Here is a 23057-nt window from a genome sequence, read left to right on the forward strand (position 1 = left end):
AATCGCTCGCTGGGACCGAGTGACGATCGTCACCGAGCGCGCTGCTGCGCCTATGCGGCCTCTGTCCAGCCCTTATCGGCGCCTGATGCGCGAAAGAGAGATCAGATGAATCCTGAGAGACCCCACGTCGTCATTGCCGGTGCCGGGATCGCCGGCATGGCCGCGGCAATGACGTTGGCTGACGCCGGAGTGCGGGTCACACTGTGCGACGCCGCCCCGGAGGCCGGGGGTAAGGCCAAGAGCCTTCGCGACTCGGACGGTCAGCCAACCGAGCACAGCCTGCGCATTTATCTGGACTACTACCAGACGCTGCTGACGTTGTTCTCCCGCATTCCCACCGATAACGGCGCCACCGTCCTCGACAATCTGGTTGGCGTGAACGCACTTCGGGTGACCGGAAGCGGTGTGATCGGCCGGGCGGCCGCACCTGTCCCGCTGCAACGTCGGCGCCGCGTGCCCGGGCGGCTGCTCGGTGCGGCAGTTCAACCGATCCGGCAGCTCTTCCGGATCGCGTTCCGCAGTGTTCTGGTCGTCCTCGGGCTGGGGAGAATGGGAGTTCCGCCTCGGGACTCCATCCACTACCTACGTGCTCACCTGCGGCTGCTGTGGATGTGCCGGGATCGACTCCTCTCGGAGTTGGGTGACATCTCTTACGGCGAGTTTCTGCAGCTGCACCGCAAGTCAATCCGGGCGCAGGAGTTCTTTGCCGCGTTGCCGCGGATTTTCGTCGCGGCGCGCCCGACCGCCGAGGCGGCGGCGATCGCGCCCATCATCCTCAAAGCGTTGTTCCACCTGACGAACTGCCCGGCAGCCCTGAGCGATATCAATCTGCCTTCGGTGATGATGATGGACGGACCGACCAGCGAACGGATGGTAGAGCCCTGGATCCGGCACCTGCAGAACTTGGGCGTCGACGTACATTTCGACCTGCGTGTTGCCGATGTTGAGTTCGAGCACGGTCGGGTCTCGGCCGTGGTCTGCGCTGCTGGGCGCCGAATCCCTTGCGATCACGCGATTCTCGCGCTGCCCTATCTGGCCTTGCGCGATATGGCAAGCAAGGGTGCTGCCGCGCAACGTATCCCGCACCTGGTCGAGTCGCACGCCATCGCACTCGAGTCGTCCAACGGAATCCAGTGTTTCCTGCGTGAGCTGCCACCGAGCTGGCCGGCTTTCATGCGGCCCGGAGTTCCGGCGAGTCATATCGACAGTGAGTGGTCACTGGTCTCGGTCGTCCAGGGTGAGGGCTTCTGGCGGAATGTGGGGCTGCCGGAGGGGACTAGGTATGTGCTCTCGATGACGTGGAGCGATGTGGACAAGCCTGGTCGCCTCTTCCGCCGGCCGGTGCGCGAGTGCAGTCCCGAGGAGATATTGGACGAATGCCTGGCGCAATGCGGCCTGGATCGGCCGGACATCTTTGGGTGGCGCATCGACTACGAGTTGAACTTCCTCAGTGAATCCGAATACCTGGTGGCCGCATTGCCGCCGCACCTCGCCTACCCACCCGCGGCCGGCCGGCGCATGGTGAATCTTTCGCCACTCACCATCCTCATGCCTGGCGCCAGGACGCGCTCGCCGCGTGTGTGCACCGAGGTACCCAACCTCTACCTGGCCGGAGAGGCCACGTACTCGCCTGACCTGACCTTCTTCGTTCCCACCATGGAGAAGGCGGCGAGCTCCGGTTACCTTGCGGCGCAGGCGATCCTGGAGGATACGAAGGCGAGCGCCCGAGCGCAGATTGAAATTCGCGATCCGTTGCCTTTCGCGTTTCTTCGCCGGGTGGACCAATGGCTCTGGAACCGCCGGGCCGCCGAGGCGGAGATCAGGACAGCGCTGCCCGCACACGCACCGTGACGTACGACCGGACAAGCGCGGTCGGCCCATCGGGCGATTTCCCCACCTCGACGCACCTCGGCCCGGTTCAATGTCGGTAGCCCGCGGCGGGCAAGGGAAGCAGAAGGGGAGCGCGTCGGTTGGAAGCGAGCGAATTCGGACGATATCGGTTGTTCGAGCTGATCGGCCAGGGCGCTATGGGCGAGGTGTACAAGGCCCACGACACCGTCATGGGACGCGACGTGGCGATCAAGATCCTGCCCGGGGAGCGTAGCCGCGTCCCGGGATTCCGGGAGCGCTTCAGCCGGGAGGCCCTCATCTCGGCGCGGTTGACCGAACCTCATATCATCCCCATTCACGACACCGGCGAAATTGACGGACGTCTCTATCTGGTGATGCCGATCATCAACGGAGTCGATGTGGATGCCGCGCTGCGGCGCGACGGTCCGATGACTCCGGCGCGAGCCGTGCGGGTCGTCGAACAGATCGCCGCGGCTCTGGACGCGGCTCACGCCAACGGCCTGGTGCACCGCGACGTCAAACCCTCGAACGCCTTGATGACCGATCACGACTTCGTCTACCTGATCGATTTCGGTATCGCCCAAGACAATTCGGCGTCCAAATTGACTACCGCGAGCCGCACCGTCGGCACCTGGGCCTACATGGCCCCCGAACGCCTGATGAGCGACGTCGCCGACGCCCGCACCGATGTGTACGCGTTGGCCTGCGTGCTCTACGAATGTCTCACCGGAGACCGCCCGTTCGCCGGTGACCTTGTGGCACAACAGATGACGGCGCATCTGACCACACCGCCGCCCCGGCCGAGCGAGCGACAACCCGCCGTTCCGGTCGGATTCGACGACGTCATTGCCCGCGGCATGGCGAAGGATCCCGCCGACCGTTACCCGAGCGCCGGTGATCTGGCGGTGGCCGCGGCGGCCGCACTGGCGACACCGCGGCGCGAGGAAACCGGCGGCGAGCACGTCGAGGTGGGCGCGCTCGTCGAATCACCGCGGACCGGGGCTGCCGCATTGCGTGGACTGGCGAACACAATGCAGTCCGGCATCGGTGCGGCATCGTTCCCCTGGCCGCCGCCGTCGGAGCCGGACCGGCCCCCCTACCGGGGGTGGGAAACCTTTCAGCCGGTCGATGCGGGAGTGTTCTTCGGTCGCGACGCCGAGCTGGTGCGAGCGCTGGACGCGCTGCACGGGATGCGGGAGAGCGACGAGACGCTGTTCGTCGTGCTGGGCGCGTCGGGGGCGGGCAAGTCGTGCTTCTTGCGCGCAGGCATCGTGCCCCGGCTGCAGAGAGACAAGCGCAGCTATCTCGTGCTGGACATCGTCCGGCCCGAGCTGCGGGCGCTGACCGGGGCGTGTGGTCTGGCGCAGGCAATTTGCGCCACGCGGCAACGCGTCGACCTGAACGAGCCGCCCCTGGGTGAGATCAAGAATGCCTGCCTCCGTGGTGACGTCGCGGCGCTGCGGGGCTGGCTGGTGGAATGCCGCACCTCCGGGGGTTTAGTCGACGTGGCCGAGCGCGAGCCGCCGACCATCGTGCTGCCGCTGGATCAGGCCGAAGAGCTGTTCACCGCCGATGCCGGCGGAGAGGCCGCCGGGTTGCTGGAGCTGATCCGAGAGCTGGCTGCCGGCACCGACGGTCCCGACCCGCTGCCGTTCATCGTCGCGGCCACCATCCGCACCGATCGCTACGGGCTGATGCAGACCGCGCCTGCGCTCGCTGGGCTGCAAAGCAGGCAGTTCGACCTGCGGCCGATGGACGCGACCCAGTTCCACAGTGTGATCACCGGGCCGGCGCAGCGCTCGACCGACGGTGGGCGGCCGCTGTACCTCGATGAGGACCTAGTGCGCCAGCTGCTGGCCGACGCGACCGCCGGCGCAGACACCCTACCGCTGCTGTCGCTGACGTTGGCCTGGCTTTATCGCGACTATGGGTCCACGGGCCGGCTCACCGCCACGCCCTATGACGAGCGGGGCGGTATCGACGGCGTCGTACAGGCGGAGATCCACGAGCTGCTGTCGTCGGAACCCGGGGAGCGAGCAGAGCAACTTCGACGCCTTCGGGCGGCATTCATTCCCTGGCTGGCCACCATCAATCCCGACAACGACCAGCCGATGCGGCGGCTGGCGCGCTGGGACGACCTGCCGGCTGACAGTCATCCGCTGCTGGAGCGTTTCATCGCCCGGCGGTTGCTGATGAAAGACCTGCGCGACGGCGTGGTCGTCGTCGAGGTTGCTCTGGAAAGCCTGCTGCGCCAATGGGAGGAGCTGGCCGGCTGGCTGACGGAGGAAAGCGAAGACCTCAAGGCCGCCGACGCGTTGGAACGCGGTGCGGCCGAGTGGCACAAGAAGCATCGCGAGGACGCCTGGCTGCTGCCCGGCCCTCGGCTGACCGCGGCCGAAAACCTTTCCGCCAAACCGGGATTCCGCGACCGTCTTAACCATGTCCGCGACTACCTGCTCGCCTCGCGGCAGCGTGAAAACGAACAGGTCGCGCTCGAAAAGCAGCGCCAGCAAGCCGAACTCGACGCCGCGAAGAAACTTGCCGCCGCGGAAACCCAAGCGCGCGAACAGGCTCAGGACAGTGCCGCGGCACTGCGACAGCGGAGCCGGATCCTGCGCGCCGTCCTCGCCGGAACGTCCGTCATCGCCGTCATCGCCGTCATCGGTGCGGCGGTGGCGGTGGCCATGTACAGGCAGGCGACCCGTGAAGCGCGCAACGAACTGGCCGCCGAACTCGACGCCCAAGCCGCCGCGGTGTTCTCCGGAACCATCACCGACAGCAACATTCGCGCGCTCACCGCCACGCTGGCGGCCCAACGGCTGCGTTCGGACCCGGCCGCTGGGCGCGGCGCCCTCTACACCGCCGCCAGCGTCCTGAACGACACGCGCATCATCATCTCCACGCCGGCACCGGTCGGCACCGTGGCGATGAGTCCCGACGGGCACATCCTGGCCTCCGGTGGCGGCGACGGCACTGTGCGGTTGTGGGACGTCACCGACCCGGCGCACCCACGCGCACTGGTCTCACTGGGTGAAGGCGCCGCTGTGGCCAGTGTGGCGTTCAGTCCCGATGGGCGTGTGCTGGCGTCCGGTGGTGGTGATGGCACGGTGCGGTTGTGGGATGTCGCCGATCCGGGGCATGCGGGTCCGCTGGGTGGGCCGCTGCAGGGCCAGGGCGCGGGTGTGGCCAGCGTGGCGTTCAGTCCCGGCGGGCGTGTGCTGGCCTGCGGTGGTGGTGATGGCACGGTGCGGTTGTGGGATGTCGCCGATCCGGGGCATGCGGGTCCGCTGGGTGGGCCGCTGCAGGGCCAGGGCGCCGGTATCGCCAGTGTGGCGTTCAGTCCGGGCGGCCGGATCCTGGCGTCCGGCGGCGGCGACGGCAAGGTCCGAATGTGGAATCTCACCGACCCGGCGCACCCGGTCCCGCTGGGCGAACCCCTCTCGGGTCAAACCCGTTTCGTGCAGGATCTGGCCTTCAGCCCGGACGGGCGCACCCTCGCCTCCGGTAGCGGCGACGGCGACATCGAGTTGTGGGATCTCGCCGACCCCGCACATCCGAGGAAACTCGGTGAACCCCTGCTCGGGCACACCGGCGTCGTGCAAAGTCTGGCCTTTAGTCCCGATGGGCACGTATTGGCCTCCGGCAGCGACGACGACACCGTCAGATTGTGGGACGTCACCGACCCGGCACACACCCGTCCGTTGGGCGGACCACTGGCGGGGCACAGCGGAAACGTGCCCAGCATCGTGTTCAGCGCGGACGGGCGCACGTTGGCCTCGGGAAGTCAGGACGGCCACATCCAGCTGTGGAACCTCGACACCGCGTTGCCGATCCAGGCGGATGCCGGCGTTGTGCACAGCGTGGTGTTCAGTCCCGACGGGCACACCCTGGCCTCCGGAAACGACGACGCCACCATCCGGTTGTGGGATCTCGCGGACGCGGTGCACCCACGAGCGCTGGGTCAGCCGTTGCGTGGCCATACCGGCGCCGTGGAGAGTGTGGCGTTCAGTCCCGACGGGCGCACCCTGGCCTCCGGCGGAGACGATGCCACCGTCCGGTTGTGGGATGTCGCGGACAGGGCGCGTCCGGTTGCGTTGGGCGGGCCGCTGACGGGTCATAGCGCGCCGGTGCGCAGTGTGGCGTTCAGTCGTGACGGGCGCACCCTGGCCTCGGGTGGCGACGATGCCACCGTCCGGTTGTGGGATGTCGCGGACAGGGCGCGTCCGGTTGCGTTGGGCGGGCCGCTGACGGGTCATAGCGCGCCGGTGCGCAGTGTCGCCTTCAGTCCCGACGGGCACACCCTGGCCTCCGGTGGCGACGACGCCACCATCCGGTTATGGACACTGACCGAACGAAATCATGTAGTCCCGCTGAGTCAGCCCTCTCGCCGCTATATGAGCGCCGTTTTCAGCGTGGCCTTCAGCCCCGACGGCCGCACACTCGCTTCCGGCAGTGCCGATGACACGGTGTTGTTGTGGAACCTCACCGATCCGGCGCGCCCGAGTTCGCTGGGCCGTCCGCTGCACGGGCATACCGGCTATGTGTATCAGGTGGTGTTCAGTCCTGACGGCCACACGTTGGCGTCCGGCAGCGCGGATCACGCGGTGCAGCTGTGGAACTTGGACGACCTGACCCACGCGCATCCGCTGGGCCAAGCCCTCTGGAGCGACACCGACGCCGTACTCAGCGTCGCGTACAGCCCCGACGGGCGGAGCTTGGCTTCCGGCAGCGCCGACACCACGGTGCGGCTGTGGCCGACTCCGCTCGATGCGACCGTCAAGTTGCTCTGTTCGAAGCTGACGTCGAATGTGAGTCACGAAGACTGGCAGCAGTGGATATCGCCCAAGGTCGGGTACATCACCCTGTGTCCGGAACTGCCGGTTGCGCAATAGTGGTCGTCTGTGCAGCGCGCAGTCATCCAGAGGTACTGCGCTTGGGTGAGGTCAGGCAGCGAACCTAGGGTCGGCGTACCTGGCTGCCATCGGTTGAATTCGTTGCCGGGGCCGCTTGACGTCGGGCCGGTCGGGGCGTCCTCAAGTCTCATCCGTCACTTGCGTACCCGGAGACGGTTGGCACCCGTCTCTGGAATACGATATCGCCGGTGATATCACCTCCCGTCGGATCGGCTCTATTCGCAGATTTGGCCGTCAACAGCATCTCCGTGAAGAATTGCCACGACGGTTGCTCGGGGAGTTTCTGGCGCGCGTCTGTAGAAATTGACCGGTATCTTCGAGCGACGCAGATACAGACTCGACAAATCTGTCGATGGTAATGTTTTCCCGCGTCTCTTTGTTTCCATGGATGGGGTTAAGGTCAATATTCTGGTTGGTATTCTCCCAACCTCCGGATGGCTTCTGTATGCCCGCGTCGGCGGCGGTCAGTCCCACATCTCGAGGTTGGCGCTGACGGCCTCGCGGTAGTTGGCGTGCGCGATCGCGGCGCCGTCGCGGATTTTCCGCAGGCCCTCTTGCAGTTCGTCGACGCCCGAGCGCCAGAGTTCGTGCCATTGCTTGTGTGCCTGCTCGGTGGCGCCTTCCCAGGGCATGCTGGCGACAAAGGCGTCGACGTGCGCGACTGCTGTATCGGTGGCGCTGGTGAAGCGGGCCATGTGCTCGATCAGCGCATCGAGCGCCGCAAGGTCGACGGTGAAGGCGTCGTCGTTGCCGCTCATCGGTTCATCCCGCCTGATCGGCCTGGTGGAATTGATGCGCGGCTTGCCCGACGATCCCGTTGACCTGCTCAAGGGCGCGGGCGATCTTGTCGAAACCGTCTTGCCACTCGTGCCAGCCGGCATGCACTTTGTCGGCGGCGGCGCCGGTCCAGGAGCCCTTGATGACGGTTTCCGCCTCGGACTTGAGTTGCGAAAAGTCCTTCTTGAGTTGGGCGGTCACGTCATCGATGCCTTTGACGGATGTGATGACCCCTTGAGGGTCGACGCTCAGAGGTGGGCCGCCGCTCGATTCAGCCATCTGTTGGTCTTCGCTCTCGATCCGTCCTGTTTGGTGAGGACAGCGTAGTGTCCGGGCGGCGGAGATGGGACAGCTTATCCCCAGGCAGCTGCTGCGTGGCTGCTCAGATCCCGCGGCGCAAGGGATCGGCCGCGGGGTCCCATTCGGTGGGGTCTTCCCATCCGGTGTCTGGGTCGGCGTTGCGCTGACGTCGCTTGAGAATGGCTTTGAGGCCGCGGAGATCGGTGTAGTCGGTGCGGATCCTTTTGATCCGGGCTGTTAGCGCGCGGTTGCCTTCGACGTCCTGGCTGATCCGGTCGAGGATTTGGTCGACTTGCAGCAGTGCCGCCTGATAAGCGTGCACATACGCGCGCTCGATCGCTTCGCCGAGCTGGTCCGGCCGGAGTTCCATCGCTGCGGCTGTGAGTTGTACCCGGTCAAGTTCGCCTTGCACCGTCACGGTGATCTGGCCGACGTCGGCGGGAGCTTCGATGGGGGCGATCGCGGATGCGTCGCCGATCCAGCTGCGAAGCCACCGCAATAATTCCTCGTCGGTGAGTTCCTCGAAGCCCATGGGCGGTGATGCTACGGGAGGATGCGAGATCGGGAATGCAGACAGCCTTCCGCCGGAAAGGTTTGCCAGACCTGCTATTTGTGCGGCGATTGTTGCGGTGGTGGGGTCGATGAGGTGGGTGGGGGTGCCGAGGTGGTCGGTGACTAGGGCGTAGGGAGGGAATGTGCAACCCGGCAACCGGTGAGCGGCCTTCGCGCACAATCAGATTGGGGTATCGAGGGCTGGCATAGCCGAACCGCGTGACCGCGCCTAGCGCATCGGTGACCGCGGCGAAGTCTCCGTGCTCGGTGTACTCATACCGGGTGACCGCGCCGCCCGGGGCGGTCACCACGACGGGATCGCGGAAGCTGTTGAATTCGGTTGCGGTGATCCGGCCTTCGGGATCCATCACCCGCCGGGGCCGAAGATCGGCATCGAACTCATACGCCGTCTGCGCCCCGAACGCATCGGTGAAGGTCGACACCAGCCCGTCGGAGGTAGACACGAAATCGAACGTGCCGGCCCACACCCCCTCGGTGCCCTGCTGGCTGGTGATCCGCCCATCGGCGTCATAGACGTTGTCGTAGCGTGCGCCCACCGAGTCCGTCCATGCCACCATCCGGTGGTCGCCGTCATACGCGAAAGACGTTGTGGCGCCGCACCCGTCGGTCACCGAGACAAGATCTCCGCCGTCATGGCCGAAACGACGCAACGCGATACCCTGGCCGCCCAGCTCGTAACCGGTGATGCGCGCACCGTCAGACAGCACATCCACCCGATACCCGCCTGAATGGGTCACCGCGACCGGGATCCCATTGTCGCTGTAATGGAACAGGATTCGGTTGTCATGCCGGTCGGTGATCGCCGAGATCGACAGCACCCCGACGGCCAGGTCGGTTCCGTTGAGTCCGCTCTTAGGCTCGAATTGGTAACTGCGCTCGGTGTCCTGGCTGAACAGCCGGTATCCGCCGCCGCTTGTGCGGAACAGCAACCAGTTCCGGCCGTGCCGCGGTTGCTGCGGCGAATCCAGGCCGGGGTGATCGAAGCGCAGCATGGTGCCGTCGGCGTCGACCGTGGTGACGGCGTCCTCGCTCACCACCACCCGGGCGTCGAATGTCGACGTCCACGACGGCCCGAACCACACGCCGCGGCGAAACTGCGAACGATGCTGCCGGGTCAGCACCAACGGTATGACACTGGCGGGCGTCACACGCCTGACGCGTTCCTATTCCTTCACGACCTTCTCGGGCGGAATTCCGGTCGAGGTGATGAATCGTTCAATGGTCGTGTCCGGATCGCCGCTAATATCAGCCAGCAAAGCGACTTTCTTACCTAGGGCAGATGAACCTAGGAGTGCGATTATTTCACCGGAGCACAACCTGATCATGGATACATACTGTCCCGGCACTGCACTTCCTGCTGGGCTGAATCGGAGGTTCAATAGATTGGTCAAGTCTAGAATTGGGGCATCGATGAGAGCGATGGGTGTGGTGCATCCAGACTTGGCCCACGCGGCCGCGTCGAGTTGGTGGAATGGACGCAAGGGCGATGGACGCAATGCGTCCAGCCGGTCGGCGACTGCAGTCAAAAATTCTGTTATCGCTGCGTGGTCATACTGAGGCAGTTGCGTGCTTTTTAGATCGTCGCCCGAGGCAAGTGCCTCGTTGATTGCTTTGTAGAAGACATCAGGACCAAGAGTCAGCGTTGAGTTATGTATCGTGCTGTCAGCGTTAAATTGGATAATATCATCGGTAATCTCTCGCGTGAAGGTCAAACTATACAGTAGCTGGTTTACAGGTCCGTGCCAGTCGATTGTCATCGCTTCCACCCCTACGGTGCCCAGTATTCGACATTTTTCGGATCCACCACGATGCCTTGGCTTGCGAGCTGATCGAGCACCTGCTGTGTACGCAATTGGACTGGCGCGTAGTGGCCGCTGTGGTCCGGCACAAGTTCAATCTTTCCATCCCTCACTACAAGTTCACCTGCCGCTGCGACATCCTCACCGCCGAAGAAGCTTGAGTGGTGAAACAGGCCCCGGAGGCAAAAGTCAATTGCCATGGCGGTTGTAGTGCCAGCCGGTTTCGGGGTCGAGGTATTGGCCGGGGAAGCACAGGGGAGTGGACGCCTGTCCGGTCCAGGTGGTGTGTCCCCACAGGCTGGTGGTGGCGTGCGCGGCGACTGTTGCGGTGGCGGGGTCGATGAGGTGGGTGGGGGTGCCGAGGTGGTCGGTGACCAGGGCGTAGAACGCGCGGTCGATCTCGGGCTGCGCGGAGGCGCGCGTGGGTGCCGACGAAGTAGCGCCGACCCGGCGCGGAACGTCGACGCAGCGGGTGGTCTGGACCTGAGCCAGCGGGGTCAGCGCGCCCTGCGCATACGACCAGGTGAGAGTCTCACCATCGGCGGCGGTCTGCTCGATCAGCTGATCACCCAGCCAGGAGAAGGTGAGCGTGTCACCGATGGTGGTGTTGGTTTTGTGGGTGCGCCGGTTCGCTGGGTCATAGCCGTAAGCCCACGACTGCCCGTCGGGGGTGCTGACGGCACGCAGCCGGTCGTAGGCATCCCACCGGTAGTGCCAGACCTCAGGTTTACGTCCCCGGCGCCGGGTCACGGTACGCACGAGGCGTCCGACACGGTCGTAGGTGTAGTGCGAACGCCCGTCATCAACCAGCAACGTGCCGCGGTACTGCCAGCGCCGGGGCCCACCGTCGCCCGACCACGCAGCCGCGGTGATGTTGTGGGTGGCGTCGTAGCCGAACTGCTCGGTGAGCACATCACCGACCGCGGCGGCGTTGATACGGCCCAAGCTGTCCAGACGGTAGCGGCTCGACAGATGGTGTGCGCCCCAAGCGCAGGCGGCCAAACTCAGAAATTGGGACCCTCACGGTAGTTCAAGAATTCTTCCTCGAATGTCTGAATTGCTTCGGCATCGCCGTCGAAGAAGTGTTCCCAGAAGCCAGGTACTAAAAATGGCTCTGGACCGAGCCTGACCGCGCCAGAGGAATCGTTCTGAATCTGCCATTTGAAGCTAATCTCAGGAACAGCAGTAACGAACATGCGAGAGGACCATATGCTGGGCATCCCACTCTCATCATAAATCCGGATCGAAGGATCCATCCCGGGCACGCACAAGATCGAGATGACATCGTATTCCGCGCCGACTCGTATTGCCGGATGCTCCGTCAGCTCGCCGTGGGGGAGCAAAAATATTCTAGTGCAACGTACTCGCATTATTCCAAAGCCTCCATGAAACTTTAGCTTAATAATCGAAGTCGTAGGTTATCAAGCCGGTGCGCGAATTCTGGTAAAAATGGACCTCAAAAGTGCCGTCTGGGAATCTGTATCTCGGTGTTTTAAATTTGCTCTATTCGCCGATAGAACTGCCGTCCGCCGTCAATCCATCGATTACCCGCCTATTCGCGAGGTCTGCTCCTCCGATAATCGGCCTTGATGCGGCGATCACATGGGGGTGGGGTGTGCCGTTCGGGTTGAATACAGATGTTGCTAGCTGGCGTGCTAGTTGCCGTTCTAGGCCAACCCTGGCTGCGAAGCTGTCTGCTCGACCTGCCGGCTCTTCTGGACACGGAATCAGTCCCAACGGGTCGATCGCATTCGTCGGATTGCTCGGGTTGGTGTGCGGGTTGGGCGCGGGTGCGAGCCCGAGTGGGTCTGGTGTGGTGTAGCGGCCGGTGTGGGGTTGGTAGTAGCGGTGGCGGTTGTAGTGCCAGCCGGTTTCGGGGTCGAGGTATTGGCCGGGGAAGCGTAGGGGAGTGGACACTTCGCCGGTCCAGGTGGTCACGCCCCGATCAGCGCGTCCAATTCGTCGGGAGCCAGTCGTTGCAGGCAGCGGCGGATCGTCGACTCACGCGGCGCCGTGCTGGTGACGCCGAGCAGCGCCAGCACGCCCGGTGCGGCGTCGGCGGCCCATTCGGCGATCGCGACAAACGAACGCGCACCCGCCAGTGTGGCCGCCAGCGCGATCGCCAGCACGCCCGCCAACCCGTGGCGTTTCCCGCGTGGTTTGCGCGGGTCGGGCACCTTGGCGATCAGCTCCAGCAAACCGTCGGGTGCGGCGGGGACGTCGGCCAACTCGCCCAGCAGCGGGTCGGAGTCATCGACAACGGATAAAGTGAGCGATGATGACACAGCGGGCACGGTGGAGCTTCCTGGGATGTGACTGGTGTGAGAGCTGTGATCATCCCGTGCTCTGCCGTAGCCGCCTGGTAACCACACCACTCCCGCGTGTCACACCCACAACATTGCAGGTCAAACGCTCTCTTCGCGACTTTGCCGAGGCCGTGACCCCGCGATGGGTGCCGGGTCGCTTGTTAACCGCTGCGCTCGACGGAGTATGGCGACGCTGCAGCCTTCCCCGCCTGCGACACCTCGTCGCGACAGCCGGATCGCACAAAGTCGATATGGGCTAGCCGAGCGTGATTTGACCCGCTCCGCGGATGTCAAAACAGACACCAACGTTCATGAATATCGCAATATTCTGTTCAAAACCTTCGACTAGACGCCTGCAACTCGTGGGCGCACGCTACAACGACGCCCGGTCGGCGGCGTGCAATGCTCGCGTGTTGGAGGAAACCAGACCATGTCTTTTGTCCATGTGGCGCCCGATCTTGTAGCGGCCGTAGCTTCGGATCTGGCCGGAATAGGCACCACGATCAGCGAGGCCAACTCAGCGGCGGCAGCGTCAACATCGGCTGTTGCGGCCGCAGGCGCCGATGAGGTCTCGGCGGCCATTGCGGCGCTGTTCGGCCAACACGCCCAGCAGTATCAAGTCTTCAGCGCCCAAGCGACGGCCTTCCATGAGCGATTCGTGCAGGCAATGACTGTCGCCGGAAGTAGCTACGGAGCTGCCGAAGTGCTGAACGCTTCGCCGTTGCAGACCCTCGAGCGCGATGTGCTGGGCCTGATCAACGCCCCCACCCAGGCGCTGCTGGGGCGCCCACTCATCGGAAACGGCACCGACGGTACCGCACCCGGCCAGGCTGGCGGTGCCGGCGGATTGCTGATCGGCAACGGCGGCACCGGCGCAGCCGGCACCAATCCCGGCATTGCCGGCGGTGCCGGCGGCGCCGCCGGGCTGCTGGGCACCGGGGGCACCGGCGGCGCCGGCGGCGCGGGTGCCGCCGGCGGCGCCGGTGGCGCCGGCGGCTGGTTGTGGGGCAACGGCGGACACGGCGGCACCGGCGGAATCAACGGCGGCACCGGCGGCGGCGGCGGCCGTGCCCTGTGGCTGGGCGATGGCGGGGCCGGCGGTATCGGTGGTTTGGGCAGCGGCACCGGCGGCGCCGGAGGCAACAGCGGCGCGCTCATCGGCAACGGCGGAACCGGCGGAATCGGCGGGAAGGCCACCACCCTAGGCGTCATGGGCGGCCTGGGCGGCAACGGCGGGCACGCCGGATTACTCGGTGGCGGCGGGGTCGGCGGCACCGGCGGACTCGGCGCGCAGGGTGCAGCCGGTGGCGCTGGTGTCAACGGCGGTACCGGCGGGGTCGGCGGCGCCGGAGGTGCCGGCGGTGCCGGCGGCCTGCTATGGGGTGATGGAGGCACCGGCGGGGCCGGCGGCGGCGGCGGCGACGGCGGTCAAGGAGGCACCGGCGCAACGGCGGCTACGGCAGGTGGTACCGGCGGCAACGGCGGCAACGGCGGCAACGCAGGCACTGGCGGAAACGGCGGGGCGGGCGGACACGGTGGTTCGCTGCGATTCGGCCCGGTCGGCAGCAACACCGGGGCCGGCGGGGCTGGCGGGGCCGGCGGGACCGGCGGCGCCGCCGGCGACGGTGGGGCCGGCGGCACCGGCGACTGGACCGTCAACAGCGGCGTCGGCGGGACCGGCGGCAATGGCGGCAACCCAGGCGCCGGCGCAGCCGGCGGACACGGCGGTACCGGTTCCATCACCGGCGCTACCGGGGCCACCGGCACCACCCCCACCAGCGGCGGCAACGGCGGCAAAGGCGGCACCGGCGCCGACGCCAGCACCCTGGCCGCTGCCGGCGCAACCGGCGGCACCGGCGGCAACGGCGGCAACGGCGGACTAGTCGGCAACGGCGGCGAAGGCGGCACCGGGGGCCAGGGCGGCACCGGCATCGCCGGCACCGACGGCACCGGCGTCTCCCCCGACAACGGTACGGGCGCCAGCGGCGGCAACGGTGACACCGGCGGACTCGGCGGCACCGGCGGCGCCGGCGGTAAGGGCGGAGCCCAGGCCGGCAACGGCGGTATGGGCGGGGCTGGCGGCACCGGCGGGGTCGGCGGCACCGGCGGCAACGGTGTCGACGGCGCTGGGGCGCCGCATCACGGCTACGCCGGCGGACTAGGCGGCGATGGCGGACAAGGCGGAACCGGTGGCACAGGGGGGACCGGCGGAGCCGGCGGCACCGCAACCGCGGGCCAAGTAGGCAGCCAGGGCGTCGGCGGTGACGGCGGAACCGGTGGCCTAGGCGGGACCCCAGGACAAGGTGGCGACGGCGGGCTGGGCAGCACGGACGGTGGCAACGGCGGCCCGGGTGGCAACGGCGGCAACGCCGGCGACAGCGGCGCTGGCGGCGCCGGCGGTAGCGGCTCAACAATGGGTGCCAACGGATCACTCACTCCAACCGGCGCCGTCGGCGGTATGGGCGGCAAAGGCGGCGCCGGGTACCCCCGTGACAGCGGCGGCGGCAGCGGCGGCGGTGCCGGCGGTGCCGGCGGCGCCGGCGGCAGCGGCGTCACTGGCGGGCAAGGCGGTACCGGCGGGGACGGCGGTGCCGGCGGGGACGGGTCTGGCGGAACCAACGGCGGAACCGGTGCAACCGGCGGCGTCGGCGGGACCGGCGGCGCGGGCACTGACACTGGAGGGATGGGCGGCACCGGTGGGAGCGGGGGGAATGGCGGAGGAGGCTATACGTATGGCGGCCCCGCCGGCAACGGTGGCAACGGCGGCGTTGGCGGCGTTGGCGGCCAGATTGGCGGCCAAGGCGGCCAAGGCGGCGTGGGTGGCGTGGGTGGCATTGCCGACAATGGCGTAATAGGCGGCAACAACGTGGGTGGTGCTGGCGGCAGCGGAGGTAACGGCGGTACTGGCGGAGTAGGTCCCGTCTCCGGCGGTTATGGCGGTTTCGGCGGCAACGGCAACCTTGGCGGCTTGGGCGGCAGCGGGCAGGGCGGCTCGGCTCCCGGTACGCCCGGAGTTGGTTCTCCCGGTAGCTCGGGTGTCGGCGGCGTCGGCGGCACGGGCGGGACGGGCGGCACCGGCGGCCCGGCTACGCCGGCCATCTGAGGTGTTGGCCTTCCGCGCTAAACATGGCGGCACCGGGCCAGTCCTGCAAGTCCGTGCGCAGCTGGCCCGGTCCTGGCTAACAGGATCGGTGACGCCGTTCCATGCCTTCCTCGACATTCGGCCTATCGGACCGGCGCCGCTGACGAGGTCATCGCCAGGAAGCGACCTCACCTCGCGTCGCCATCCACTAAGCGGGGTTGGTAGGCGCCACGACTTGCGGAAACGCCGATCATGCGGGTGTTCCCCGAACTCGCTGGCGCGCCTCCCTCGTACCAGCTGGCCATTCTCCGATCTCTGGGAGCCCGCTGATGTAGTACCCGCAGCGGGAGGGGGAATTGGCGGTATTGGCATGTTGGTAGCTGTGATGGGATTGGCTGGCTGATATTGGCATCACCGGGTGGCATTCCACGACAGGCCGATTGCGTGCGATAGTTGGCCTGCCAGGCAGGATCGCGTTGGCGGGCCTTGGCGTGCTGCAGAGCGGCTTGATGAGGATGAACGGTGATCACGCGTCCGCGGCGAGATTTGGTGCATTCCGCCCGTAGTCGCCACGACCCACAGAATGGGCCGAAGCGAGCGAGCTACGTGCTGGCGTTGGCCGGTGCTGATGGCCACGGTGTGCTGGGCTGGGCAGGTCACGTTGCCGGCGGCCGGGTCGATACGGAACTCGTCTTTGGAATAGCCGTTGGCGTTGCGGACCGGGGTACCTTGGCGCGCCTGTCATGACCGCATAGGGTCAGCTCATTGCGGGTGGCCCCATCGGCGTAAGCCGAATCGCCATACAATTCCCAGCCTTTCGACTCTGACTCCTGCTGCACCTGTTAGCCCCATGGCAAGCGTGGGTATCGACGGTCGAGATCATCCGGTCGTTAGCCACCCGCCGCGCAATGCGAAAATCCCGTCCTGCGCGCCGGCGGCGCTTCCCCGGGCCAAGAGGCCGTGATCCGCCTCGTTGGAGCTGAGGCTATTTCGGCCTGGACATCCCGGTTCGCGCCGCTGCCGACAGCAACGTCGAACCCGCGTCACCGGCCACCACGGTGCCCGAACTGGGGCCCGCAACACGAAAAACCGAAGCACGGCAAACGAATTCACGCCGGCATCAACCCGCCATAACTAGCCTCGAGCAGCTCGCCGACACCGGTCACACCGGCTGGAGGTGACACCCACCAACACCGACCGCAAACTACCCTTCTAATCCCACCACATCGAAGGATTGCCCGCTACACCACTCCCAGGGACTGGACCAAGAGCAGTAAATTCTGATCGGTCGAAACCTCGACCCGCCACCCCGCGCTATCCAACCCACTGCGGGGAATCACACTCGGCCGCTCCTGCACCACGTACGGACTAGGCTAGACGCCGGGTCGCCAGGGGCATGCTCGATCGGGTGCGCGGCTGCCGGCGATTCGTCAAGCGGCGCTTCGAGGGGGTGGGTGGGAATGTGTGTTTCCAGCCGTGGCTCGGTGTGTGGCGCCGAACTGGGTTCGCGGGGTGCGCGCGCGGCCGGCGCAGGCTCCGGTGGCGGCTCGTGCACCGCAGGCCGCTCGACCGGGGCTTCCACCGCGGTCGGCTTGACCTCCGCGGCCGGCATGCCCGGCCGTGACGGGGGACCGAGGCCGTCGGGATGTTCGGTCGGCATCGCCCCACGTTGCGGCGGCTCCGGGCCTGACGGGGGCCGCGGCGGTTCGACCGTCGTCGCGGGAATGCGATCCAGATCAGCAGCGGCCTTGCCTGCCTGCGAACCGATCTCACCGCCGACTTCGCCGACTCGCCCGAGCAGCCCGCTGCCGTCGCGCACCGTCGCACCAAGCGCGGACTCCAGTCCGGCGCCCGCCTCACTCGCCCGCGCCGAGGTCTCGGCGGCGGTCACCGCAGGCTTGGTCTCTCCCGCGCCCGGAATGAAGAATTGCGCGACATCCCCGATGTTGCGGCCCAGCCCCCGCAGCGGGTGATCGGAATTCCAGTCGTCGTAGGCGATGAGCCGATTGCCCAGCGTGACTGCCTCAGACGGATATGTCGCCGCCAGCAGGGCCGCCGCCGGCGGGGCCAGCATGCCAGCCGCCAGCGCCGCTCCCGTCCACGCCTTGCCCGCCCCTTTCGGGTCGTAGAGGAACCGCGACGGCGACAGCTCTTCAGCGCCTTGGACGGCAGGCGCAGCACTGTGAAAGACTCCGACCTCGATATCGATGAAGCCATTGGCGACCGGGGCCACCACCGGAAATTCCCTGCTGATCCAGCGCTGCAGTCCGTCAGCGGCCGAATCGATCACCCCCAGGCCCCGCTCGAACTGCCGGCCAGCGGCATCGGCTTCATCGCGCACATGACCGAGCAGCACGTCGATGTCATGAGCCACAGCCTTGATCGCACCCAAGGGATCGCCGTCTCTGAAAGCCGAGAAGGCCAGTCCGGCCAAGCCCATGGGGCTCAAGTGATTCAGCAGATCCCGGACGGTGTTCTGGGTGCTTTCCACCTTCCCCGCAAACGAATTCAGCGCGTCGGCCACCTGATGACACTGGCCCCCAATATCAACCATGCCCAGACCCAGCTGATTGATCGCGGCCACCATCTTGTCCGACTCCGGCAGGCCCGTGACCGCACTGCGGGTCCCGGCCAACTCACCGGCCGTCTGCTTCAACGCGTCACCATAGGTCCGCCATGCCTGCGGCCCGGCCCGCATCGACGCCGGATCCCAGTCCGGCCATCCATAGCCCACGAACGCCGCCACGAACGCCCACAACGCAGGTGCGGCCTTCGACTTCGACGTCGCCGGACGGGACGCGATAAACGCCGGAGCCAGACACCTGCTCAAGCGCGGCTACCGGTGAAGAAATAGCCGAGAGCTGCCGGCCGATATCGCTCAGACCCGAGTTGAAGATCCGGGAAAGGTGTTATCCAGGTTCAGTTCCGGCCGTTGCCGCTGTCAGGATCGGCTCCGAACTGCGCCGGCCTCGAGGGCAACGCACGAGAGCTGTCAGGAAAGGGTGGCCCGCACGCACACCGTGACGTACGGCAGCGCCAACCCGGCGGAGTTCGCCAGCGCCGGGTGGGTGGCCAGCAGTTCGCGGACCTTGCCGAGGGTCCGGGTGCGCACCTCGGCCGGCGAGTTGATGCAGTAGGTGCGCGAGGCGACCAGATCGATAAGTGCCTGTGGCGTCAGGTAATTGGTCCACTCGACCTGGTGGCGCTGCACGTCGGTGAACGGCTCGCGCAGCGTCGCGCGGTCGCGCAGCGGGTCCTCGTCGCGGCCGATGATCTCGCCCAACTCGCGCACCCAGCCCAGCCGCTCGTCGCGGGTGTTCCACACCAGGCCCAGCCGTCCGCCCGGCCGCAACACCCGCGCCACCTCCGGAATCGCGCGCGCCGGGTCCACCCAGTGCCATGCCTGGGCGACGAGCACCGCGTCAACGCTGTTGTCCGGCAACGGAATCTCTTCGGCCGTCCCCAGCAGTGCGCGGGTGTCAGGCAGCGAAGCGCTCAGGACTTCCAGCATCTCGGGAACCGGATCGACGGCCACCACGTCCAGCCCGCGTTCGACCAGCCGGGTGGTCAGCTTGCCGGTGCCCGCGCCCAGGTCGAGTACCTGGCGCGCGCCTGCGGGCAGCAGCCAATCGATGGCGTCGGGCGGATAGGTCGGGCGGCCCCGCTCGTAGGCGGCCGCCGCCGAGCCGAACGACAGCGATCGGTCACGCCTGGAGCGGGTCACCGCGAACACGCGCCTTGGGCGAGCGCCAGGTCCAGGGTCTCGCGAATCAACACACCGACGGCGTCGGACTCGACCAGGAAACCGTCGTGCCCACTGATCGACTTCACGACTCGCGCACCGGCGCAGCCCGGCAGCAGCTCGGCCAACTCGTCCTGCAACCGCAGCGGGTAGAGCCGGTCCGAAGTGACCCCACCGACCACCGCCGGCACCGGGCACCCGGTGAGTGCTGCGTGCAGGCCGCCGCGTCCGCGTCCGACGTCGTGGCTGTTAAGCGCCTCGGTCAGGGCCACGTAACTGCCCGCGTCGAACCTTGCCAGCAGCTTGTCACCCTGATGCTCCAGGTAGCTCTGCACGGCATAGCGCCCGCCGTCCGTCGGGTCCTCACCGTCTTGCGCGTCGTTGCCGAACCGCCGGTCGAGTTCCACTTCGCCGCGGTAGGTCAGGTGCGCGATACGCCGCGCAATCCGCAGCCCGTCATCGGGCGCGCGACCGGATTCGTAGTAGTCGCCGCCCTGCCAGTTCGGGTCGGCCTTGATCGCGGCGATCTGGGTGGTCTGCGTGCCGAGCTGATCACCGGTGGCTCGCGCGCCGACCGCCAGCAGCAGCCCGGCCCGCACCCGTTCCGGGTAACCGACCATCCATTCCAGCGCACGGGCACCGCCCATGGATCCGCCAACCACCGCGGCCACCCGAGTTATTCCCAGCGCGGCCATCGCGGCCACATCCGCCTCCACCTGGTCGCGCACGGTGATCTGCGGAAACCGTGAGCCGTAAGGCTTTCCGTCGCGGGCCAGCGAACTCGGACCGGTAGAGCCGCGGCACCCGCCGAGCACATTGGTGGCCACCGCGCACCAGCGGTCGGTGTCGATGGGTGCGCCCGGCCCCGCCACGCCGTCCCACCAGCCGGGGGTCGGATGTCCCGGGCCGGCGGGCCCGGTGATGTGCGAATCGCCGGTGAGCGCGTGCAGCACCATGACGACGTTGTCCCGCGCCGGTGACAGCTCACCCCAGCGCTGCACGGCTATGTGCACATCGTCGATCACCGCGCCGCTTTCCAGCCTCAGCGGGCCGATGTCGACGACGCCGATCTCGCCTTCAGCGGGCAGCGTCTGGGTAGGCACGTCGGAGATCGTCATGTCAGGTCTCCTCAGAAGGCCGCCACGGTCTGCGGGTCGCTGCCGGACTTAGAGGCGCCGTATACCCCGGCGGCAGCAAAACCACGCTGCAAGTCGGCCAGGATGTCGTCGATGCCCTCGATGCCCACCGCCAGGCGCACCAGGCCCGGAGTCACTCCGGTGGCCAGCTGCTCGGCGGCGCTGAGCTGGGCGTGGGTGGTCGACGCCGGGTGGATCACCAGCGAACGGACGTCGCCGATGTTGGCGACGTGGCTGTGCAACTGCAGCGCGTCGACGAACGCCTTGCCGGCCTCCGTTCCGCCGGCCAGCTCGAACGCCAGCACGGCTCCAGTGCCCTTGGGCGCCAGCTTCTGCGCCCGCTCGTGCCACGGCGAACTCGGCAGCCCGGCGTAGTTGACCGACAGCACGTCGTCGCGGGCTTCCAGGAACTCGGCGACCCGCTGCGCGTTGGCCACATGCCGCTCGATGCGCAGGCTCAGCGTTTCCAGGCCCTGGGCCACCAGGAATGCGTTGAACGGCGACGCGGCCGAGCCGAGGTCGCGCAGCAGCTGCACCCTGGCCTTGAGTGCGTAGGCCGGCGGTCCGAGTTCGGCGTACACCACGCCGTGGTAGCTGGGGTCAGGAGTGGTGAAGCCGGGGAAGCGGCCCTGGGCCCAGTCGAAGGTACCGCCGTCGACGATCACCCCGGCGATCGCCGAGCCGTGCCCACCCAGGTACTTGGTGGCCGAGTGGATCACCACGTCGGCGCCGTGCGCCAGCGGCTGGATCAGGTAGGGCGTGGCGATCGTGTTGTCGACGATCAGCGGCACCCCGTTGCGGTGTGCGATCTCGGCCACGCCGGGGATGTCCAGAATGTCGATCTGCGGGTTGGAAATGGTCTCGCCGAAGAACGCTTTCGTGTTCGGCCGGACCTCGGCCTGCCAGGAATCGGGATCGTCTGGGTTGTCCACGAAGCTGACCTCGATACCGAGTTTGGCCAGGGAGTAGTGGAAGAGGTTGTAGGTCCCGCCGTAGAGCCTGGGGCTGGACACGATGTGGTCGCCCGCACCGGCGACATTGAGGATGGCGAAGGTCTCCGCCGCCTGACCGGAGGCCAGGAACAGCGCGGCCACGCCGCCTTCGAGGGCGGCGATGCGCTGCTCGACCACATCGGTGGTCGGGTTGCCGATGCGGGTGTAGATGTTGCCCGGCTCGGCAAGGGAGAAGAGCGCGGCGGCGTGCGCGACGTTGTCGAAGGTGTACGACGTGGTCTGGTAGATCGGCAGCGCGCGCGCATTCGTCGTCGGGTCGGGCCGCTGACCGGCGTGGATCTGCTTGGTCTCGAAGGACCACTGCGCGGTCGGGTCGGTGTCTTGATGAGTGTCGTTGTCGGAGCTCACTCTGGTCGCTTTCTGCTCTGGAAATGGCGGTTAGCAAAGAAAGGCACAGCGGACAGAGCTGTAGCAGTGAGGAGAGTGCGCATCTCGTTTCCCTGTCAGCTCAGGGGCCCGATCACGGCGGACCCGCGCTTGCCGCGTAGCCGTTGCGGCTACTCAACCTGGTCATCACCCGGGGCACCCCACCGCGGTTGGAGGGTTGCCGGCCAGCAAGCCGGGGCTTGACGCTGGCGCTCATGACCGATTTCGGAGCTTATCGTATGGCGGCTGGTCCCTGCCAATTCAGCAGCGCAGCCGCCGTGTCAGGCGGGTTCAGCCGGCAGGCGGCTCCAGGACGCGGGCGGGCGGCGAGACTTCCTCGAGGAAGTCCAGGATCACCTCGGTAACCCGCCCCGGCGCCTCGAACATCGGCACATGTCCGACGTTCTCGAGCACGGTGAACTGGTGGTCGTCGGGCAGATGGTGGCGGAAGTGCTTGCTGAATCTGGGGGAGGGGACGATCCGGTCCTTGGTGCAGATCACCAGGTGCGCCGGGACGGCGTTCTCGGCGAGTTCCTGCAAACCGGGCATCAGCAACGCCTTGAGCAGCAGCTGGAAGTAGGCCGGGCAGTGCGCGACGTCGTCGATGATCACGCTGAGTTCGCGCTCGCTGACCCCCTCGGGCTTGGCGCTGATCGCGTAGGTGGCCAGCTGCCGGCTGAACGGAACGCGCATCACCCGCGGCCCGAACAGATAGGCGAACACCAGCAGCGGAATGCCCAGGATGAATTTACCGATCACTTCGAACTTGGCCAGGCTCCAGCGCGTCCAGCCGCCGGCCGGGGCGATGCCGGTGACGCTGCGAGCGCGCCCGCGTCGTTCCAGCTCGAACGCGACCCAGCCGCCCAGCGAGTTGCCGACGATGTGTGCGGTTTCCCAGCCGAGTTCGTCCATCTGACGCTCAACGTGGTCGGCCAGCACCTGCGACGACAGAAACCAGGTGCCGGCGCGCGGACCCCCGTTGTGGCTGGCCATGGTGGGTGCGAACACCTCGTAGCGGCCGGTGTCGGCCAGTTGCTGGGCGACGACCTCCCATACCGTCTGGGACATCAGGAACGGGTGTAGCAGCAGGACCGGCTCCGCGGAGCCGTCCGTGGGTCCGAGGTGGATGGGCTCCCGAGTGGCGCCCGCCGGTGACGGTCTACGCAGACGTCGCATATTTCCGACAGTAAATGCGGTAC

Annotated in this window: 18 protein-coding genes, 1 pseudogene and 1 riboswitch; of the genes and pseudogenes, 3 read left to right on the forward strand and 16 right to left on the reverse strand. The window is 67.0% G+C overall.

The window, feature by feature from the left end:
• The first annotated feature begins 105 nt into the window (after window positions 1–105).
• Window positions 106–1851, forward strand: coding sequence for an FAD-dependent oxidoreductase (locus JX552_RS06580; protein WP_205876615.1), 1746 nt, complete (start codon window positions 106–108; stop codon window positions 1849–1851).
• 119 nt (window positions 1852–1970) lie between these two features.
• Entirely contained in the window at window positions 1971–6743 is a 4773-nt protein-coding gene (locus JX552_RS06585; RefSeq protein WP_205876616.1) for an nSTAND1 domain-containing NTPase, read from the forward strand.
• A 485-nt stretch (window positions 6744–7228) separates the two neighbouring features.
• Here JX552_RS06585 and JX552_RS06590 read toward each other — a convergent pair whose 3' ends face one another.
• From JX552_RS06590 to JX552_RS06635, 10 genes are all read right to left on the reverse strand, one after another.
• Window positions 7229–7522, reverse strand: a complete 294-nt coding sequence (locus JX552_RS06590) for a WXG100 family type VII secretion target (protein ID WP_205876617.1) — start codon at window positions 7520–7522, stop codon at window positions 7229–7231.
• A gap of 4 nt (window positions 7523–7526) precedes the next feature.
• On the reverse strand, window positions 7527–7820 hold the full coding sequence (locus JX552_RS06595; RefSeq protein WP_205876618.1) for a WXG100 family type VII secretion target: 294 nt from the start codon (window positions 7818–7820) through the stop codon (window positions 7527–7529).
• Between the two features lie 103 nt (window positions 7821–7923).
• Window positions 7924–8259: a hypothetical protein gene (locus tag JX552_RS06600; RefSeq protein WP_205876619.1), complete on the reverse strand. Its 336-nt coding sequence runs from the start codon at window positions 8257–8259 to the stop codon at window positions 7924–7926.
• Window positions 8237–9562 carry a DUF6531 domain-containing protein gene (locus JX552_RS06605; protein WP_277396042.1) on the reverse strand — a complete coding sequence of 442 codons (1326 nt, stop codon included), beginning with the start codon at window positions 9560–9562 and terminating at the stop codon, window positions 8237–8239. Before JX552_RS06605 ends, JX552_RS06600 begins: the two co-directional genes overlap by 23 nt.
• 15 nt (window positions 9563–9577) lie before the next feature.
• The gene (locus JX552_RS06610) at window positions 9578–10171 is read right to left on the reverse strand and encodes a hypothetical protein (protein ID WP_205876621.1); all 594 of its coding nucleotides are present in this window, start codon (window positions 10169–10171) and stop codon (window positions 9578–9580) included.
• A gap of 11 nt (window positions 10172–10182) precedes the next feature.
• Window positions 10183–10413, reverse strand: a complete 231-nt coding sequence (locus tag JX552_RS06615; RefSeq protein WP_205876622.1) for a hypothetical protein — start codon at window positions 10411–10413, stop codon at window positions 10183–10185.
• On the reverse strand, window positions 10403–11158 hold the full coding sequence (locus tag JX552_RS06620) for a hypothetical protein (RefSeq protein WP_205876623.1): 756 nt from the start codon (window positions 11156–11158) through the stop codon (window positions 10403–10405). The genes JX552_RS06615 and JX552_RS06620 overlap by 11 nt, the downstream gene beginning before the upstream one ends.
• A 59-nt stretch (window positions 11159–11217) precedes the next feature.
• Window positions 11218–11409 (reverse strand): hypothetical protein, encoded by a 192-nt coding sequence (locus JX552_RS06625; RefSeq protein WP_205876624.1) that lies wholly within the window; start codon window positions 11407–11409, stop codon window positions 11218–11220.
• A 307-nt stretch (window positions 11410–11716) separates the two neighbouring features.
• On the reverse strand, window positions 11717–12151 hold the full coding sequence (locus JX552_RS06630; RefSeq protein WP_205876625.1) for an RHS repeat-associated core domain-containing protein: 435 nt from the start codon (window positions 12149–12151) through the stop codon (window positions 11717–11719).
• Entirely contained in the window at window positions 12148–12498 is a 351-nt protein-coding gene (locus tag JX552_RS06635; RefSeq protein ID WP_205876626.1) for a transposase family protein, read from the reverse strand. The genes JX552_RS06630 and JX552_RS06635 overlap by 4 nt, the downstream gene beginning before the upstream one ends.
• A 451-nt stretch (window positions 12499–12949) precedes the next feature.
• Between JX552_RS06635 and JX552_RS06640 the strand changes: the two genes are divergently transcribed.
• Entirely contained in the window at window positions 12950–15622 is a 2673-nt protein-coding gene (locus JX552_RS06640) for a PE domain-containing protein (RefSeq protein ID WP_205876627.1), read from the forward strand.
• Window positions 15623–16025: 403 nt separating this feature from the next.
• Here the strand turns inward: JX552_RS06640 and JX552_RS33995 are convergent.
• The 6 genes and pseudogenes from JX552_RS33995 to JX552_RS06670 all read right to left on the reverse strand — a co-directional run.
• Window positions 16026–16437: pseudogene (locus JX552_RS33995) on the reverse strand (transposase); the annotation flags it as partial.
• 500 nt (window positions 16438–16937) lie between these two features.
• A complete protein-coding gene (locus JX552_RS06650) occupies window positions 16938–18431 on the reverse strand; it encodes a WXG100-like domain-containing protein (protein WP_205876628.1) in 1494 nt (497 codons plus the stop codon).
• Window positions 18432–18593: 162 nt separating this feature from the next.
• Window positions 18594–19325 carry a class I SAM-dependent methyltransferase gene (locus JX552_RS06655; RefSeq protein ID WP_205876629.1) on the reverse strand — a complete coding sequence of 244 codons (732 nt, stop codon included), beginning with the start codon at window positions 19323–19325 and terminating at the stop codon, window positions 18594–18596.
• Window positions 19322–20461: a homoserine O-acetyltransferase MetX gene (gene metX / locus JX552_RS06660; RefSeq protein ID WP_205876630.1), complete on the reverse strand. Its 1140-nt coding sequence runs from the start codon at window positions 20459–20461 to the stop codon at window positions 19322–19324. The genes JX552_RS06655 and metX overlap by 4 nt, the downstream gene beginning before the upstream one ends.
• Before the next feature lie 11 nt (window positions 20462–20472).
• Entirely contained in the window at window positions 20473–21840 is a 1368-nt protein-coding gene (locus tag JX552_RS06665; protein WP_205876631.1) for a bifunctional o-acetylhomoserine/o-acetylserine sulfhydrylase, read from the reverse strand.
• A 120-nt stretch (window positions 21841–21960) separates the two neighbouring features.
• Window positions 21961–22079, reverse strand: a riboswitch (SAM riboswitch).
• 70 nt (window positions 22080–22149) lie between these two features.
• Complete coding sequence (locus JX552_RS06670; RefSeq protein ID WP_241011096.1) at window positions 22150–22947, reverse strand: alpha/beta fold hydrolase; 798 nt, start codon at window positions 22945–22947, stop codon at window positions 22150–22152.
• Between the last annotated feature and the right edge of the window lie 110 nt (window positions 22948–23057).

It is taken from the genome of Mycobacterium gordonae (assembly GCF_017086405.1).
GTDB lineage: Bacteria > Actinomycetota > Actinomycetes > Mycobacteriales > Mycobacteriaceae > Mycobacterium > Mycobacterium gordonae_D.

Excerpts from the sequence above, each read along its gene's own strand:
- JX552_RS06580 (WP_205876615.1), top strand. The coding sequence starts at position 106 with ATGAATCCTGAGAGACCCCACGTCGTCATTGCCGGTGCCGGGATCGCC.
- JX552_RS06590 (WP_205876617.1), bottom strand. The coding sequence starts at position 7,522 with ATGAGCGGCAACGACGACGCCTTCACCGTCGACCTTGCGGCGCTCGAT.
- JX552_RS06595 (WP_205876618.1), bottom strand. The coding sequence starts at position 7,820 with ATGGCTGAATCGAGCGGCGGCCCACCTCTGAGCGTCGACCCTCAAGGG.
- JX552_RS06610 (WP_205876621.1), bottom strand. The coding sequence starts at position 10,171 with ATGACAATCGACTGGCACGGACCTGTAAACCAGCTACTGTATAGTTTG.
- JX552_RS06615 (WP_205876622.1), bottom strand. The coding sequence starts at position 10,413 with ATGGCAATTGACTTTTGCCTCCGGGGCCTGTTTCACCACTCAAGCTTC.
- JX552_RS06625 (WP_205876624.1), bottom strand. The coding sequence starts at position 11,409 with ATGTTCGTTACTGCTGTTCCTGAGATTAGCTTCAAATGGCAGATTCAG.
- JX552_RS06640 (WP_205876627.1), top strand. The coding sequence starts at position 12,950 with ATGTCTTTTGTCCATGTGGCGCCCGATCTTGTAGCGGCCGTAGCTTCG.
- metX (WP_205876630.1), bottom strand. The coding sequence starts at position 20,461 with ATGACGATCTCCGACGTGCCTACCCAGACGCTGCCCGCTGAAGGCGAG.